The 15,218-nt window shown below is 59.3% G+C and carries 14 protein-coding genes; 6 read left to right on the top strand and 8 right to left on the bottom strand.

The window, feature by feature from the left end; all coding sequences use genetic code 11:
- Window positions 1-29 precede the first annotated feature (29 nt).
- Window positions 30-1,049 carry a patatin-like phospholipase family protein gene (locus tag ACWFVE_RS04005; RefSeq protein ID WP_447528001.1) on the bottom strand — a complete coding sequence of 340 codons (1,020 nt, stop codon included), beginning with the start codon at window positions 1,047-1,049 and terminating at the stop codon, window positions 30-32.
- Between the two features lie 112 nt (window positions 1,050-1,161).
- Window positions 1,162-1,902 carry a murein L,D-transpeptidase catalytic domain family protein gene (locus ACWFVE_RS04010; protein WP_447528002.1) on the bottom strand — a complete coding sequence of 247 codons (741 nt, stop codon included), beginning with the start codon at window positions 1,900-1,902 and terminating at the stop codon, window positions 1,162-1,164.
- A 117-nt stretch (window positions 1,903-2,019) separates the two neighbouring features.
- On the opposite strand from ACWFVE_RS04010, the gene ACWFVE_RS04015 reads away from it, so the two are divergent.
- Window positions 2,020-3,660, top strand: a complete 1,641-nt coding sequence (locus tag ACWFVE_RS04015; protein ID WP_447528003.1) for a L,D-transpeptidase family protein — start codon at window positions 2,020-2,022, stop codon at window positions 3,658-3,660.
- A gap of 74 nt (window positions 3,661-3,734) precedes the next feature.
- Here ACWFVE_RS04015 and ACWFVE_RS04020 read toward each other — a convergent pair whose 3' ends face one another.
- Window positions 3,735-5,414 (bottom strand): peptidoglycan DD-metalloendopeptidase family protein, encoded by a 1,680-nt coding sequence (locus ACWFVE_RS04020; protein ID WP_447528004.1) that lies wholly within the window; start codon window positions 5,412-5,414, stop codon window positions 3,735-3,737.
- A gap of 744 nt (window positions 5,415-6,158) precedes the next feature.
- Here ACWFVE_RS04020 and ACWFVE_RS04025 point away from each other — a divergent pair.
- Together ACWFVE_RS04025 and ACWFVE_RS04030 are read left to right on the top strand one after the other, a co-directional pair.
- Complete coding sequence (locus ACWFVE_RS04025; protein WP_447528005.1) at window positions 6,159-7,079, top strand: LysR family transcriptional regulator; 921 nt, start codon at window positions 6,159-6,161, stop codon at window positions 7,077-7,079.
- A 78-nt stretch (window positions 7,080-7,157) separates the two neighbouring features.
- The gene (locus tag ACWFVE_RS04030) at window positions 7,158-8,156 is read left to right on the top strand and encodes a glutathione S-transferase family protein (RefSeq protein WP_447528006.1); all 999 of its coding nucleotides are present in this window, start codon (window positions 7,158-7,160) and stop codon (window positions 8,154-8,156) included.
- 149 nt (window positions 8,157-8,305) lie between these two features.
- Here ACWFVE_RS04030 and ACWFVE_RS04035 read toward each other — a convergent pair whose 3' ends face one another.
- Together ACWFVE_RS04035 and ACWFVE_RS04040 are read right to left on the bottom strand one after the other, a co-directional pair.
- Window positions 8,306-8,803, bottom strand: coding sequence for a PRC-barrel domain-containing protein (locus ACWFVE_RS04035; protein WP_447528007.1), 498 nt, complete (start codon window positions 8,801-8,803; stop codon window positions 8,306-8,308).
- A 99-nt stretch (window positions 8,804-8,902) separates the two neighbouring features.
- Window positions 8,903-9,100 (bottom strand): CsbD family protein, encoded by a 198-nt coding sequence (locus ACWFVE_RS04040; protein WP_447528008.1) that lies wholly within the window; start codon window positions 9,098-9,100, stop codon window positions 8,903-8,905.
- A 487-nt stretch (window positions 9,101-9,587) separates the two neighbouring features.
- Between ACWFVE_RS04040 and ACWFVE_RS04045 the strand changes: the two genes are divergently transcribed.
- Window positions 9,588-11,309: a DEAD/DEAH box helicase gene (locus ACWFVE_RS04045; protein WP_447528009.1), complete on the top strand. Its 1,722-nt coding sequence runs from the start codon at window positions 9,588-9,590 to the stop codon at window positions 11,307-11,309.
- 96 nt (window positions 11,310-11,405) lie between these two features.
- The gene (gene nfi, locus ACWFVE_RS04050) at window positions 11,406-12,131 is read left to right on the top strand and encodes a deoxyribonuclease V (RefSeq protein ID WP_447528010.1); all 726 of its coding nucleotides are present in this window, start codon (window positions 11,406-11,408) and stop codon (window positions 12,129-12,131) included.
- Here nfi and ACWFVE_RS04055 read toward each other — a convergent pair.
- Window positions 12,115-12,828: a glutamine amidotransferase gene (locus ACWFVE_RS04055; protein WP_447528011.1), complete on the bottom strand. Its 714-nt coding sequence runs from the start codon at window positions 12,826-12,828 to the stop codon at window positions 12,115-12,117. The genes nfi and ACWFVE_RS04055 overlap by 17 nt on opposite strands.
- A gap of 149 nt (window positions 12,829-12,977) precedes the next feature.
- Here ACWFVE_RS04055 and tpx point away from each other — a divergent pair, with 149 nt between their 5' ends.
- On the top strand, window positions 12,978-13,481 hold the full coding sequence (gene tpx, locus ACWFVE_RS04060) for a thiol peroxidase (protein WP_447528012.1): 504 nt from the start codon (window positions 12,978-12,980) through the stop codon (window positions 13,479-13,481).
- Here tpx and ACWFVE_RS04065 read toward each other — a convergent pair.
- Window positions 13,478-14,167, bottom strand: a complete 690-nt coding sequence (locus tag ACWFVE_RS04065) for a gamma-glutamyl-gamma-aminobutyrate hydrolase family protein (RefSeq protein WP_447528013.1) — start codon at window positions 14,165-14,167, stop codon at window positions 13,478-13,480. The genes tpx and ACWFVE_RS04065 overlap by 4 nt on opposite strands.
- 22 nt (window positions 14,168-14,189) lie before the next feature.
- The gene (locus ACWFVE_RS04070; RefSeq protein WP_447528014.1) at window positions 14,190-15,197 is read right to left on the bottom strand and encodes an amidoligase family protein; all 1,008 of its coding nucleotides are present in this window, start codon (window positions 15,195-15,197) and stop codon (window positions 14,190-14,192) included.
- Window positions 15,198-15,218: the final 21 nt, after the last annotated feature.

Below are 15,218 nucleotides of genomic sequence, written 5' to 3' on the forward strand. Positions count from 1 at the left end.
GTTCCAAGCGGTCCCCTTTTCCAAACGGGTCACTCATTCATGTAGACAGTGTCGATGTCCAGAGTCGAGCGCTCGCCCAGCGCCTCGAAATTCTCTTGGAGCCAGCGTTCGGCGGCGGCGCGGCCCAGGTCGAACAGGTGGCACAAAAACGGCCATTCAGCGTTCATTTTGCTCGATACCGACAGGCTCTCCAGCGCGTGTTCGCCGCTGATGCGGTGAAAGAGTGTCTGCTGGTAGCAGTTCTCGATTCCCTGCTCGTCAAGAGCGTGCTTGAGCAGGGCGATCATCCGGATCTCCTTGATCAACGCGGCATTGAAGGTGATTTCGTTTAGGCGGTTCATGATCCCCGAGGCGCTGGTGGGCAGGGTGTCGCGGCTGATGGGGTTGATTTGCACCAGCAATATGTCCCGGGCGCTGCACTCCTCCATGAGCGGGAAGAGCGCCGGGTTGCCCATGTAGCCACCGTCCCAGTAGGCTTCGCCGTCGATTTCCACGGCCTGAAACACGAAGGGTAAACAGGCCGAGGCCATGACTGCGTCCAGGCTCATCTCTTCGCGGCGGAACACCCGCTGCTTGCCGGTGCGCACGTTGGTGGCGGCAACGAATAGCTTTAGCCGGTCGCAGCGGCGCACCCGCTCGAAATCGATGTGCTCGTCCACGATGCTGCGCAGCGGGTTGATGTTCAAAGGGTTGAGCTGGTAAGGGGAGACGAGCCGGCTCATCAGGTCCATGGCGATGTAGCCTGGTGACTGATCGAGGCTCCAGTTGCCGGTGAGCACGTCGAGGGGCGAGCGGCGAATGGGGCTTGCCATACCGGCTCGGCTAACCGCCTGCCAGAAGCCGCGTAGCGCCTCGCGGGCGGTCTCTTTATCACCGCGGGTCAGCGCGTCGGCCATCACGACCCCGTTCATGGCGCCGGCGCTGGTCCCGCTGATGCCTTCGATTTCGATGCGCTCATCTTCAAGCAGGCGGTCGATCACGCCCCAGGTGTAGCCGCCGTGGGCGCCACCGCCCTGAAGGGCCAGATCCAGCGTTTTTACCTTTGCCATGCCAACTTCCTCACTTCAAGTAGGAAAGCCTAAGCATGGCATAAAACGCGTGCCGCGAAAGCAAGGGCTTCAACGAAGCCTGCCTGGTAGAGAGGCGGCGGTGGGTGCCGCTTTAGTAGGCGGCGGCCGCGAGTTGGTAAATACCGCCTTCGGAGCAGCGCAAAAACGCCGAATTCGCCATCCATTCGGCATCCGGATAGTAGGCGAAAACGTACTGGCTCTCTTTCAAGCTGTCGATCAAGGGGTAAGTGATCTCTTCGCGAACCGCCGGGCAGCCGTGGCTGCGACCCAGCCGGCCGGTCTGGGTAATGAAGTCGTCGCTAACGTAGTGGGCGCCGTGAATGACGATCGCGCGATCGAAGGCCTGGTCGTTGACGTTCGCCTCCAGCCCGTCGAGGCGCAGCGAGTAGCCGTTGCGCCCGTAGTAGCTGTTCATGGTGCGAAAAAGTCCGATGCTCGACTGATAGCTTTCCGGGGTATTGGAGAACACCTCGGCGTTGGCGTCCCCGGAGCCGCGCCCGTGGGAGACCAGCTCTTTGAACAGCAGCCGGTTTTGGTGAAGATCGAACACCCACAGGCGCTGTTCGGTCGACGGCAGCGAGTAGTCGATCACCGCCAGGCGCTCGGCGCCGGGGTCGGCGCAGCTAAGTGCCTGAGCGGCGAGTTGCAGCGCTTTAGGGGTCGCGGAAGGGGCGAGCAACTGAAGTTGCTGGTGAAGCGGTGAGACGCCGGCTGGCGGTAAGGCGGTCATCTGGGAAAAAAATGGCGCGGGTGGTGCGGCCTGAAGGGGGGCGCTTGCCAGCAGTGTCGGGAGAAAGAAAAATTTGCTAAAAAAGCTTAATCCGAGCCGCATAGTGTAAGACCTACTATAATTAGTGGTACGCAAAGCGATAACGTCATGACAAGCGTGCGCATGTTTTATCTTTACTGGGTTGGCATGCAACACCGCATGGTAACCCATGGAGGGGTTATGAACGAGAAACCGCCAATTCAGAAATGGGCCTTGGGTGCCGTGTTGACCGCCGCCCTGCTACCCCTTCCGTATGCTATCCATCATGCCCATGCCGACGCTCCGGCTCAACCGGCATTGGCTCAGCAGTTAAACGCCTACGCAAGCGATCTACCCGTGGCCGCGTTTTACCAGGCCCGCGAAGATCAGCTGGTCTGGCAAGACACCAGGCTGGTCGAGTCCCTGGCCGATGCTTTGTCGCGTCTCGACCAGGATGGCTTGACCCCCAGTGACTATCAGGGAAGCCGGCTGCTCGATGATTTCCGCGTGAGCCAACAGGGCGGCGCAAGCGCTCAGGCGCGTTTCGACATTAAGGCCACGCAAACCCTGCTGCTCGCGCTTGACCACCTCTCGCGGGGCAAGGTGGACCCTAAAGCGCTGAATGCCCAGTGGAGCGGTGAGCGCCCGGCGCGAGGATACAGCATGGTTCAGGTGCGCCAGGCCCTCGCCCAGGGCGATGTCGAGGCGGCTTTCGAGGCCGCCAGACCCCAGTCGAAAGCCTACCGCGAGCTTCGCCAGATGCTGAGCGATTACCGTGCCCTCGAACGCCGGGGCAGTGCCAGCGTGGCGTACCTGGCCGGGCGTGACGACGCGCTGCGCGTGGGCGATACCGACGCCGATGTGGTGACGCTGCGCGAGCGTTTGGCGCTCTGGGGCGAAAGCGGGCTAGTCGCCGCTGACGACGGCGCCTACCCGATGGTGGAGGCCGTTACGCGAAACGATGATCAACGTCGCTTCGATACCACCGTTGAGCGCGCCGTCAAGCATTTCCAGCGCCGCCACCAGCTCCAGGCGGACGGCGTGGTCGGCGACAATACGCGGCTGGCACTCAATACGCCGTTGTCCCGTCGGATCGATCAACTGCGCATCAACCTCGAGCGGGCACGCTGGCTCGAACACTTCGAAAACGAGCCTTCCCGCGTATGGGTCGATGTGGCCGGTTACAAGCTTCACTACGTGCGCCCCAACGGCGAGCAGTGGGATGCCCGGGTCGTGGTCGGTTCGCCCCAGCGGGCCACGCCGATGATCCATTCGGCGATCAGCCATCTCACCATCAACCCGAGCTGGACGATTCCGCCCACCATCATGCGCGAAGACGTGCTGCCCCGAGTGCGTAGCCATACAGGCTATCTTTCCTCGCGCAATATTCAGGTGCTAAGCCCCGCCGGCGAGCGGTTGGATCCGGAAAGCGTCGACTGGCAGCGCCCCGGTGGCGTCATGCTTCGGCAAACGGCGGGCAGTGGCAACCCGCTAGGGCGAATCGTGGTTCGTTTTCCCAACGACGACATGATTTATCTGCACGATACGCCCGCCCAGGGCGCGTTCGGTCGCACACAGCGCGCGCTCAGCTCCGGCTGTATCCGCGTGGAAGGCATTAGCGAACTTGCTCAGATGCTTCTGCGCGACAGCGGCAGCCAGCACCGGGTCAATACGCTCATTGGCCGAAGCAGCAGCGATCAAAACGTGAATTTGCCGCAGCGCATTCCGGTCATGTTGCACTATCTGACCGCCTGGCCCAACGCCGAGGGCGAGATCGAGTTCCGCGACGATATCTATCGTCACGACGATGCGCTGCTCGATGCGCTAAGCCGCCCGGTTTGACGGGGCGTATGGTTTAAAGACGCAAAAAAGCCGCCCGATTGGGCGGCTTTTTTTAGCGCGAATGAGTAGGTTCTTTATTCGCCGCGCTGGTAGTTGGCCACATTGACCGTACCGGTTTCGCCGCTGTTGAGGGCGGCCAGCATCGGTTCGGCCTGGTTCTTGAACGCGATCAGCGTATCGCCGGTTAGGCTCGAGGATTCGGGAAGCTCTACGGTCATGGCGTTAACCGGTGAGTTATTGACGATGACTTCGTAATGCAGGTGCGGGCCGGTGCTACGCCCGGTGTTGCCGGAAAGCGCGATGCGCTCGCCCATGGTCACACGATCGCCGGCATTGACCAGCGGTTTTGACAGGTGCAGATAACGTGTGCGGTAGCCGTTATCATGGCGAATCACTATGTAGCGGCCGGCTGCTGCGTGATTGGTCACCCGCTCGACCCGGCCGTCCGCCGGGGCGGTGACGGGGGTGCCGATCGGCATGGCAAAGTCGGTACCGTTATGCGGGCTGATACGGCCGGTGACCGGGTGCTTGCGGTTCGGGTTGAAGTTAGAGCTCAAACGGTAGCTGCCTTCGAAGGGATGACGCGCAAAGCCCGGTTCCAGGCCGCTGCCTTCCGGCGTATAGAAGTTGTCATCCGCCGCGTTACGCACCATCGTCAAATCCATGCGCTCGCCGTCGTACTCGACCGCCAGTACGCGCGAATCCAGTGTCTCGCCGTCGATCATGTCGGATTCGACCAGCACGTTGAAACTGTCACCGCGACGGCTATCCCGCCGGAAGTCGAGCTTTTTCTCGAGAAGGCGTGTCAGCTCGGTCACCGAGCTGCTTGAAAGCCCCGTTGCCTGGGCTGAGCGCGCAAAGCTACCGCTAACGGTACCGGCGAACAGACGCTGAACCGGCTCGCCCTGACGTTCGATGACGGTTGCCGCGAACGAGGTGTCTTCATTGCGCTCGAGCAGCACGCCGTCGCGGATGTCTTTCATCATGCGCAGCGCGAGCAAGTTGCCGTTTTCGTCCAACTGGTAATCGAAGCTGTTACCGGCGCGCCAGTTGGTGAGAATGCGCGGGTTCGGCATGTCGTCCAAAAGGGCCAGCACTTCGCTGTAGCCAAGCCCCAGCTCGTTTTGCGCCAGTACGGCAAAGGTTTCACCCGGCTCTACGATATGGGTAGCCCACTCGGGAACGAAGGGCTCTTCAGCGGCCAGTTCGAGCTCGAGAAAGGAGATGTCGTCGAATAGCTCGATGCCATAATCCTCGTAAGAGGTGGCGCTATCCACGGAAGAAGTAGCATCGGCAATCTCGACCGGCCCCGGGGTGCCCGGTTCGTCGATATTGAGCATGCCACTGGTCAGGGTGCCAAACACCACCGCCATGTGAATGGCGCCGTCGTCCAGTACGGGCTTTGCATCGATTTCGCTGGCGATTGATGCCTCGGCAGTGGCGATGACATCGAGATCGATAATCTCTGAAGCGGCGAGATCACTTAGCGGGATCTGCTCGCGGGTGGCGTCGATGGCGCGGGAGGCGCGGTCGATCGCTTTGGCTACCGGTTGACGCTCCTGATGCAAGGAGGGAACGGTAGTAAAAGAGTCGCTGGGTAGCGGTACAAGCACGCTCTCCAGGGACGTATGGGGTTTATTGAGATCCTGGTACGTCGTTATAAGCTTTTGTGTGCCCAGCACGGTGACCATTGTAGCCACGGGTAAAAGTAATAACTTATGTGCGCGGGGCAGCGAATGAAGGATTCGCAACATGGGTAAATTGACCGCCGAGTTCGTGGTGAAAATAAACGTGAAAGTGAACAAGCACGGGAACAATACCCCATGGGGGTAGGGGTGAATAGACTGTATTTACATACATAGAGAGCGGTTTCGCGTTAGCGAAAAAACCGGACAGGAAGAGACTTATTAAGAAACAGTGTTTGCTAATAGCGTTGGTGATACGAAAACTGAGTTTTCAAACCTGCCAATAGCTTGTACACCTAAATGTAGTTGTATCGGTTCAAGCGTATGAATATAGACAATAGTGGTTTGTTGTAAAGCCTTCCCTATAGCAAGGATCAATGGTTTATCGCGCTGGCTGCCCGCGAACATCAAGAGACGTTTCCAAAAACGCTTTTTCCACGGCGTTCTGAGCGGCTACCGGCACCATGTGTTTGTACAAGGATTGGCTGGGTACAGAGAAAGCGCCTTTGGAATAAAACGGCGTTTCCGGGAATTGTTAGCCCGCTAGTTAATTCAGTGATTGTAAAGAGTACTTTAGTCTCTGCGTCTTTGTATTTTTTTGTAACTAAAGAGCGATGGCTCATTTGTCTTATAGCAAAGTAGAAGCAAAGGCGATGTTATACAATATTTTCAAAAAGTTCCCTGTTTTTTAGTGTTTTCGTTGAAGCAGCATGAGCCGCCGCACAAGTTAGCTATTCGCCGCCGCCAGCATTCTGTTAAAGTTTTTTCGAAGACCAAGCGCACTAATACGCTTTTAGCGTCGAGGAAATCGAAATGTCTCGGGTAACACTTGCTCAGTGGCACATGCTCGCTGCCGTTGTAGATTACGGTGGCTTTGCGCGCGCCGCGCAGGCTATTCATAAAAGCCCTTCTACGCTCAATCATGCGGTGCACAAGCTGGAGGAGCAGCTTGGCGTTCAGGTGCTCGAGCCGGTCGGCCGCCAGGTCCGCCTGACCGAGGCTGGTGAGCTATTGCTGCGCCGGGCGCGTCAGCTCATCGAGAGCGCCGCCTCGATAGAGGACATTGCCACACGGCTTGCCGAAGGGCTCGAAACGGAAGTGGCGGTCGCCATCGATCAGGTGTTTCCCGCGGATGCTCAGGCCAAAGCGCTCGAGCGCTTCTCCGAGGCCTATCCGCAGGTCCGGGTCCAGCTTTATGAAAGCGTACTCAATGGCGGGGTAGAGATGCTGTTCGATGGGCAAGTGGATCTGGTGATTTCCGGCATGGAAGTACCGGGGTTTCTGGGCGAGCCGTTAGCCAACGTGCGCTTTATCGCGGTGGCGCATCCGGATCACCCGCTGCACGGGTTGGGGCGTGACCTTGATCTGCGCGACCTGGCGCAATATCGCCAGCTGGTCGTGCGCGACTCGGCCAACCGTCAGTCCGCCAATGCGGGGTGGCTCAAGGCCGAACAGCGCTGGACGGTCAGCCACCTCAATACATCGCTTGATATGATAAAGCGCGGCCTGGGCTTTGCCTGGATGCCGGTCACCCGGATCGCCGACGAGCTCGAGCGCGGGGACCTGAAGCCGCTACCCCTTACTGCCGGGGGAATTCGCGAAGCGCCTTTTCAACTGATTTTCAAGGATCGCGACCATGCAGGCCCGGCCACTCACGCCATGGCCCAAGTGCTTCGCGAGGCGGTGATCGAGCAGTGCCCGGAGGATTCAATTTACTCGAATGAAACAGGGTAAAACATCCGCTTGAGTGCATCGTAAAGCGCGCTATGCTCTAAAAACATAAGCAGAGACGCAAATTACAGGAGGCGCCCGATGGGACTATTAGTAGAAGGCGAGTGGGTCGATCAGTGGTATGACACCAAAAAGCATGGTGGTGAGTTCGTGCGCGAGTCGGCCCAGTTACGCGATTGGGTAGAAGGAAGTGGTCAGCAGCAGGGACAAAGTTTTCCCGCCGAAAAAGACCGTTATCACCTTTACGTATCCCTGGCCTGCCCCTGGGCGCACCGAGCACTCATCATGCGCAAGCTCAAGGGGTTAGAGTCATTGATTGGCGTCTCCCACGTTAGTCCCTTGATGCTCGATAAGGGCTGGACCTATAACGAAGAGGAAGGCTCGAGTGGCGATCCCATCAACCGGGTGAATTACCATTACGAGCTCTATACCATGACCGACCCGGCCTATACCGGGCGCGTCACGGTGCCGGTGCTTTGGGACAAAACGCGCAGCGCCATCGTCAATAACGAGTCCGCCGATTTGCTGCGCATGCTCAACGGTGCTTTCGATGAACTGACCGGCAACGATCTCGACTTCTACCCCGAGGATCTGCGTGGAACCATCGATGAAGTCAACGACGATGTGTACGACAACGTGAACAACGGGGTCTACAAGTCGGGCTTTGCCACCGAACAGGATGTTTACGAGAAGCACGTCAAGGCACTGTTCGACGCGCTCGACCGGCTGGAAGCGCGTTTGGCAGAAAACCGCTACCTGGCAGGAGCGTGGCTGACCGAAGCTGATATTCGCTTGTTTACGACCCTGGTGCGTTTCGACGCGGTCTATTTCGGCCACTTTAAGTGCAACTATAAGCGTATCGAGGATTACCCCAATCTCTCGAACTATCTGCGTGAGCTGTACCAGTGGCCAGGTGTTGCCGAGACGGTGAATATGGACCACATCAAGCGCCACTACTATTACAGCCACGAAACGATCAATCCGACTCGGATCGTCCCCGCCGGTCCGCTGCTCGATTTCGAGCGCCCTCATGATCGTGAGCGGTTAGAAGGTAAAGGCATTCGTACGCGTCGGAAGTAACGAAACAAGTAACGGCAAAAAGTAACGGCAAAAAAGTAACGGCAAAAAAGTAACCGCAAACCGTTGAGGCCCTTTTTTAAAAAAGGGCATCCGACAAAACGAAAGGCCGCCCGATGGGCGGCCTTTTTATGCGCGTTTAGACGAGCCGCTTATTGCTGGGGCTGGTTCTCGTCGTCATCGAACGCTTCGCGAGTCGATTGCCAGGCGCTCTGGGCGCCGTCGCGAGTGCTTTGCCAAGCGCTGCGCGCGTTGTTTTGAGTCTGCTCCCACCAGTCGCGGTTGTAGGCGGGGAAGCTTTCCACTTCTTCGGGAGTAGCGGTCAACATGATGCGGTGTTCGGTCTCGCCATCGCCTTCCGTGCTGGTTTCAAGCGTAAAGTAGTCGGTGCCGACCACGATTTCACGACCACCAAGGCCCAAAACGGCGCCGCTTTCGATCACAAGGCCAGTGATGCGCATGTCATCGTCGAACAAAATATCGTCGACATCGCCGACTTCTTCACCGGAGCCGTTAGAGAAATAAACCTCGGCATCCAGTATGTCTTCGGCGGAGTAGACGCCTTGAGGCTCTTGGGATGCCTGCACATTGAAGGCCATGCCAGCCAGCAGGGTGGTGCTCATTGCAGCCAGTAGCAGTGATTTACGCATCGCGTTACTCCTTTAACTTCCTGTGGCGTTATGAGCGGCTTTCTAAAAACCGCTCATAACGCCGTTGACGTGTTCACTACGTTTTAACTGTTGGCTTTCTTACAGGCTGTCCGCCCAGTCATCGGCGCGCTTTTCGGCTTCTTCGCGCTCCAGACCGTATTTCTGCTGAAGCTTACCGACGAGCTGTTCCTTTTTGCCGCCGATCTGGTCGAGTTCATCATCGGTGAACTCACCCCAGCTCGAACGCGCCTTGCCTTTGACTTCGGTCCATTTGCCTTCGATTTGATCCCAATTCATCGTCTCTCTCCTTGACTGCATAAAACGTTATTGCAGTTAAAATTTTAGACCATATGTCGACAAGCGCAAGGTCGCTTGTTCAAGTTGGGTAAAGCAAAAAAGCTAGCCAGATAATTTTTGAAGTGCTAGTATTTGCCCTCCTCGCATGTGTTGACCCCTCCATCACGACGGTAAGCGTTAAGACTGCGTAGCACTCATTGCGTAGTGGCGCTTGCGGGAACATCCCTTTGAGATGTTCATTGCTGTGAAGATGGCGCGTCTTTAGCATTTCACCAACCGGGTGAAATCGACGCAGAAGGTCGCCACAACGGTTGGCGCGTTATTCATGTCTCTGCCAACTGGATGCCAGGTGCGACCGGCGTCTTTGACTCCTTTATCAAGCGATCCGCCAAGCGGCGTTTGTGTTCAGCGCGAGTACGCTGACCAACGTGTCGAAGACGCTTACGATGTTTTTTGCCGGCCACGCCGGTCTACCAAGGTGTGATTAATGACCTCGACTTCTGTCGCCTCGCCGAGCTTCGGCGATCTTGCTCTGTTGCCTGCCGTTCTTTCTGCTGTTGAAGCACAGGGCTACCAGACCCCTTCGCCCATTCAGGCGAAAACCATTCCCGCGCTGCTGGAAGGCCGTGACATGTTGGGCCAGGCCCAAACAGGTACCGGTAAAACCGCGGCGTTTGCATTACCGTTACTCTCGCGTATCGATCTCGACCGCCATGCGCCTCAGGTGCTGGTGATGGCGCCGACGCGCGAACTGGCCCAACAGGTAGCGGTTTCGTTCACCAAGTACGGTCAGAATCTCAAAGGCCTGGAAGTGGCCACGCTGTGCGGCGGTCAGGAGTATCGCGAGCAGCTGGGCGCGCTCAAGCGCGGTGCTCAGGTCGTCGTCGGTACCCCGGGTCGTATTATCGACCACCTGGACCGCGGCAGCTTGAAACTTGGTGACCTTCAGGCGCTGGTGCTGGACGAAGCTGACGAAATGCTGCGCATGGGCTTTATCGACGACGTAAAACGCGTGGTCGCCGATACCCCGAAAGATGCTCAGCGTGTCTTCTTCTCCGCGACCCTGCCCGCCGAAATCGAGCGTATCGTCAATCGTTACCTCGTTGACCCGGTGAAAGTGGCGATCGAATCGAAAACCACCACCGGCGAAAACATCGAGCAGCGTATCGTGCGCGTCGATGGTGGCGCCAAGCTCGAAGCGCTGTCGCGTATTCTCGAAGTCGAGCCCGTCGATGCGGCCATCGTTTTCGTACGTACGCGTGCCGCGTGCACCACCCTGGTCGAGCAACTGACCGCCCGTGGTGTCAACGCTGCTGGCCTGTCGGGCGATCTCGATCAGAGCCTGCGTGAGCGCACCATTACACGCTTGAAGCGCAGCAAGGTCGACGTGCTGATCGCCACCGACGTCGCCGCACGCGGTCTGGACGTTTCGCGTATCACCCACGTCATCAACTATGACCTGCCCCAGGACGCCGAAGCCTATACCCACCGTATCGGCCGTACCGGTCGTGCCGGGCGTAGCGGTATCGCGATCACCTTCGCCGGTTTCCGCGAAGGTCGTAAAGTGGGCTGGATGGAGCAGGCAACCGGTCAGAAAATGGCCGAAATGCCGCTGCCCGACGAAAGCGCCATTCGCGCTCACCGGGATGAGGTGTTCCATCAGCGCGTCGTGGCCGCGCTGACCAAGGGCGCTGAAGAGCAGCGTGCGCTGGTCGAGCGTCTGGTCGAAGAGGGTCATGACCCGGTCGAGCTGGCCTGTGCCTTTGCCGCCATGGCCCGCGCCGACGAAGCACCCATCGGCCGCTTGCAGGCCCCGCGCAAAGAGCGTGCCCCGCGCGAAGGCGGCAAGGACAGCGGCAAGCCCGCTAACCGTCGCGAGCGTTCGAGCGCGCCCAGCGAAGGCATGACCCGCTATCGTGTTTCCGTGGGTCACAAGGATGGCGTTAAGCCTGGCCAGTTGGTCGGCGCCTTGGCCAATGAAGGTGGTATCGAAGGCGCGCGTATCGGGCGTATCGATATTCGCAACGCCTTCTCGGTGGTCGAGCTGCCCAGCAACCTGCCGTCTACCATTTTGACCAAGATGGCGCGCGCCCGTGTGGCCGGTCGGCCGCTTGAGATCAGCGAAGACAGCAGCACTCCGGAGCGCGCACCGCGTCGCCGTCGTGACGAAGGCGGCGATGCGCCGGTCCGTCGCCGCGAACGCGCTTAATCGCGAGCCAGGCCAAGCAAAACCCCGCTTTCGAGCGGGGTTTTTTATTGGCTGCTCGATGCTCTACGCTTAACGTTTCAAAGGGAGAAAACTGCCATGGATGCGCCGTTACACGACTGGAATCTTGAGCCCAAAGACGCGATTGCGCTGCAAACCGAGCTTGCCGGGCGGCTGGAACTTGTTGATCGCCTCGACGAGGTGAAGCTCATCGCCGGGGTGGATATCGGTTTCGAAGATGAGGGCGAAACTACCCGCGCTGCGGTCGTGCTATTGAAGTGGGATCCCCAGAAGGCGCCTTATCTCGAGCAGATCGAACAGGTCGTTCACCGCGAGCCAACGCGTATGCCCTACGTGCCAGGGCTTTTATCGTTTCGTGAGATACCCGCCGCGCTCGGTGCCTTTGCCAAGCTCTCCCAAATGCCTCAGTTGGTGATGGTCGACGGCCAGGGCATTGCCCACCCGCGCAAGCTGGGTGTGGCGGCGCACCTGGGGCTCTGGCTCGACCTGCCGACGATCGGGATTGCCAAATCGCGCCTTTACGGGCGCTTTGAAGAGGTGGGCGGTGAACGCGGCGACTGGAGCGCGCTCACCGCCAAAGGGGAAACCCTGGGCGCGGTGCTGCGTTCGCGAGTGAACGTGAAACCCGTGTTCGTATCCCCGGGCCACCGTATATCGCTGGCTACGTCGCTTCAGTGGGTCATGCAGTGCCTTGGGCGTACCAAGCTGCCCGAACCGACGCGGCTGGCCGACCGGCTCGCCTCCCGACGCGTCGAAAAGCGCGCCGCCAAGGCGGCGGCCAAAAAGGCTACAAAAGGCGAATGAAGCGCTCGAGCAGGCTGGTGGCCTGGGGCGTTTCCTTTATGCGGTTGATCAGCGTGCCGACGTCTTCGCCCTGTTTGATCAGCGCAGGTTCCACGCGTTCGATATAGGCGCGCAGGATGTCGGCGTTGAACTCCGGGTGAAACTGTACGCTCCACTGGCGGGTTCCGTAGCGAACCGCCTGGTGGCTGTCGTGGTCGTTGAACGCGAGAATGAGCGCATCATCGGGGGCTTCGAGCACCGTCTGTCCGTGGGTCAGGTGCGCCATAAAACGCGTGGGCAGCTGACTAAAGAGCGGATCGCTATGGGAGGCGTCGGTGCGTTCGATCTCGAAGGTCCCCGCCTCGCGGCCGTTTGGGTGATTGCCTGCCCGGCCGCCAAAGGCTTCGGCCATCAGCTGGTGTCCGTAGCAGACGCCCAGCATGGGAATGTCGCGCTCGCGCGCCGCGTTAAGCCAAGGCTTCAGTGCCTCGCTCCAGGGCTCGGCGTCGCTCACCATGCTGTTGGAGCCGGTTATCACGATAGCATCCAGCGCGTCCAATGAGGGGGCATCGGGCTCTGCGCGCGGATCCCATACGTTAATCGTCGTGTTGGGGACTACCCGCTTCATGGGCTCCTCGAACAGCGCATCGAAATCGCCGTGCTTGTCGGTCACTTCGGGAAAAGCGTCGCCGGTTTTTACGATCAGTACTAAGGGCATGGCATACTCGTGGCGGTGCGACGGGGCGCTGTCGCTGACAGGCCCCGGGGTGTATCCAAACGGCGCGGTTTGGGGTTAGGGTAGGTCTCGGCGAATGCCGGATTTGCCTAATCACTGCGCGTCTACCTATAACATGGGACTACTATTCTATGCAGCAAATTACCCGAGGCGGTACCCCGATGGACGTTGACGGCGTCATACCGAAAGTGGGCGAGAAAGCCCCCGGCCTTACGTTGACCAACCGGGAACTGAGCGACGTCACTCTCGACGACTACGCCGGTAAGCGCAAGGTGCTCAATATCATCCCCAGTGTCGATACGCCGACCTGTGCTACGTCAACCCGGCGCTTCAATGAGCTGGCTTCCAACTTGCCCGATACGGTGGTGATGGTGGTGTCGGCGGATTTGCCGTTCGCGGCGGTGCGCTTTTGTGGCGCCGAGGGTCTGGATAACGTCGAGACCCTCTCTACGTTTCGCCATCAGGCGTTTCTCAAGGAGTGGGGCGTGGCGCTGACCAATAGCGCCATGGAAGGCCTCTGCGCCCGTGCGGTGGTCGTGCTCGATCGTGATAACACCGTGCTACATAGCGAATTGGTCAGCGAGCTTAAAGACGAGCCCGACTACGACGCCGCCTTGGCCGTACTGGGCGCCTAACGCTCAAAAGGCTCGGCGCTACGCCGCTTTTTCGCCGCCTTCACCAGCGCGCTAATCAGACGCTGCTGAGGGCGGTTGAAAATCAGCCACTCCGGGTGCCACTGAACGCCGATCACGAAGTCGTGATGTTCCGACTCGATACCCTGCACCAGGCCATCGCGGTCGCGGGCGACGATCTTGATGCCGTCGCCGGCCTCGTGCACCGCCTGGTGGTGCAGGCTATTCACACGACACCAACTCACGTCGAGCAGGCTGTGGAGTTTACTTCCTGTGACGATATCCACGGTTTTGCGCGGCAGTACCGTGCGGCGGCGTTTCAAACCTTCGTGGGTGGTATAGATGTCCGGGTCCAGGGTGCCGCCCAGATGTACGTTGATGAGTTGGGCACCGCGGCAAATACCCAGCACCGGCGTGTGGCCGGGAATGAAGCGTTCCAGTAGCTCGAGCTCGAGTTCGTCCCGGGCCGGGTCGAGACGCACGTTGAGCTGCACTTCGCCACCGTACAGGTGCGCCTGGATGTCGTCGCCGCCGCCGACGATCAAGCCGTCCAGGGTATCGGGCAGCGGGCGCGAGGGCGAAAGGCGCAGCGGCTTTCCACCATGGCGCCAAACGGCGAACCAGTCGAACCACCAGGCCAGGTGGCTCTTGTAATCGGACGTCGTGATACCGATGAGCGGGCGGGTCATAAAACGAAGTCTCTTAAAAATTTCAGCGACGCTTGAACGAACGCAGCAGTTTGTTTTTCAAGCGGGTCGTCCAGGCCTGGGTGTTGTAGGCGATGTACTCATCGCACCGGGCATTCAAGGTCTCATGGTTAGCGGCGAGTTTTTCGACCTCGACCCAGCGGTTCCACTCCACCGCCGAGCCCCAGCCTGGCTGGGAGAGCTGCGCGTTGGGCAGCCGGTAGTGAAAAGTAGGGCGCGGCTTGGTGAGCTGGCTGTGCAAAAGCGCGTGGGGATGATCCGGGCGCAGATGGGCAAACAGTGGAAGAAGGTCCAGCTCGCGATTACGCGTCGGGTTATAATGAAGGTAGTCGTCGATCAATTGATCGAGCGCCGGGGCGTAGCGCCGGTCCAGTACCTTCAGCGCGTACTCCTTGGGAAACGGGTTGGCGTGGGGGAGCACCTCGCGAGTGATATCGACCTTGATTTCATCGCGCAGCCACTGGGCCAACAGCATGTAAGCGCGCAGCATCGCTAAAAGGGATTCGGCATCCATCGCCCCGGCTTCCGGATTGAGATGCAGGCCGAACCCATAGAGCAGGCTGGCATCGGTCCCTTTGGCGCCTTTTTCGCGCAGCGCCTTGAACAGCGTGTCCAACTCGTCCAGTTCATCCCAGGGCACCGGCGGACAGACGATTTCGGTAGGCACCAGGCCGGTGACCATATCGCCGATCAGTTCCCGGGTTTTGCGGTGAAACTCCACGCGGCGAAGATGCTGCTGGCGCGCCCATTCGCTGTCGTCATCGCGTTGGTCATCCAGCAGCGTCTGGTCCGGGTGGGCATACTGTGTATCGAGCTCGATACCAAAGCTGCCCCAGCGGGTATGATGTACCAGTAGCCTGTGTGGGCTTACCACGTTAAGCTCGCCCCCGAAGAGTTCGCTCACCAGTTGGGCGGTGTCGTGAGGGGGAAGTCCTGCAAATTCGATCTCCACGCCGACGCGTCGCGTTTGGCCGTGATGGTTCAAACGATGGGGGGGCGCCTGGAGCGTCATCTCTACATCCTTGAGGTGAAC

The sequence above is a fragment of the Vreelandella mediterranea genome (genome assembly GCF_970647075.1).

Coding starts and splice junctions, on each gene's coding strand:
- ACWFVE_RS04070 (WP_447528014.1), bottom strand. CDS start 15,197: ATGACGCTCCAGGCGCCCCCCCATCGTTTGAACCATCACGGCCAAACG.
- ACWFVE_RS04025 (WP_447528005.1), top strand. CDS start 6,159: ATGTCTCGGGTAACACTTGCTCAGTGGCACATGCTCGCTGCCGTTGTA.
- tpx (WP_447528012.1), top strand. CDS start 12,978: ATGCAGCAAATTACCCGAGGCGGTACCCCGATGGACGTTGACGGCGTC.
- ACWFVE_RS04045 (WP_447528009.1), top strand. CDS start 9,588: ATGACCTCGACTTCTGTCGCCTCGCCGAGCTTCGGCGATCTTGCTCTG.
- ACWFVE_RS04020 (WP_447528004.1), bottom strand. CDS start 5,414: ATGTTGCGAATCCTTCATTCGCTGCCCCGCGCACATAAGTTATTACTT.
- ACWFVE_RS04065 (WP_447528013.1), bottom strand. CDS start 14,167: ATGACCCGCCCGCTCATCGGTATCACGACGTCCGATTACAAGAGCCAC.
- ACWFVE_RS04005 (WP_447528001.1), bottom strand. CDS start 1,049: ATGGCAAAGGTAAAAACGCTGGATCTGGCCCTTCAGGGCGGTGGCGCC.
- ACWFVE_RS04035 (WP_447528007.1), bottom strand. CDS start 8,803: ATGCGTAAATCACTGCTACTGGCTGCAATGAGCACCACCCTGCTGGCT.
- ACWFVE_RS04010 (WP_447528002.1), bottom strand. CDS start 1,902: ATGCGGCTCGGATTAAGCTTTTTTAGCAAATTTTTCTTTCTCCCGACA.
- ACWFVE_RS04030 (WP_447528006.1), top strand. CDS start 7,158: ATGGGACTATTAGTAGAAGGCGAGTGGGTCGATCAGTGGTATGACACC.
- ACWFVE_RS04040 (WP_447528008.1), bottom strand. CDS start 9,100: ATGAATTGGGATCAAATCGAAGGCAAATGGACCGAAGTCAAAGGCAAG.
- nfi (WP_447528010.1), top strand. CDS start 11,406: ATGGATGCGCCGTTACACGACTGGAATCTTGAGCCCAAAGACGCGATT.
- ACWFVE_RS04015 (WP_447528003.1), top strand. CDS start 2,020: ATGAACGAGAAACCGCCAATTCAGAAATGGGCCTTGGGTGCCGTGTTG.
- ACWFVE_RS04055 (WP_447528011.1), bottom strand. CDS start 12,828: ATGCCCTTAGTACTGATCGTAAAAACCGGCGACGCTTTTCCCGAAGTG.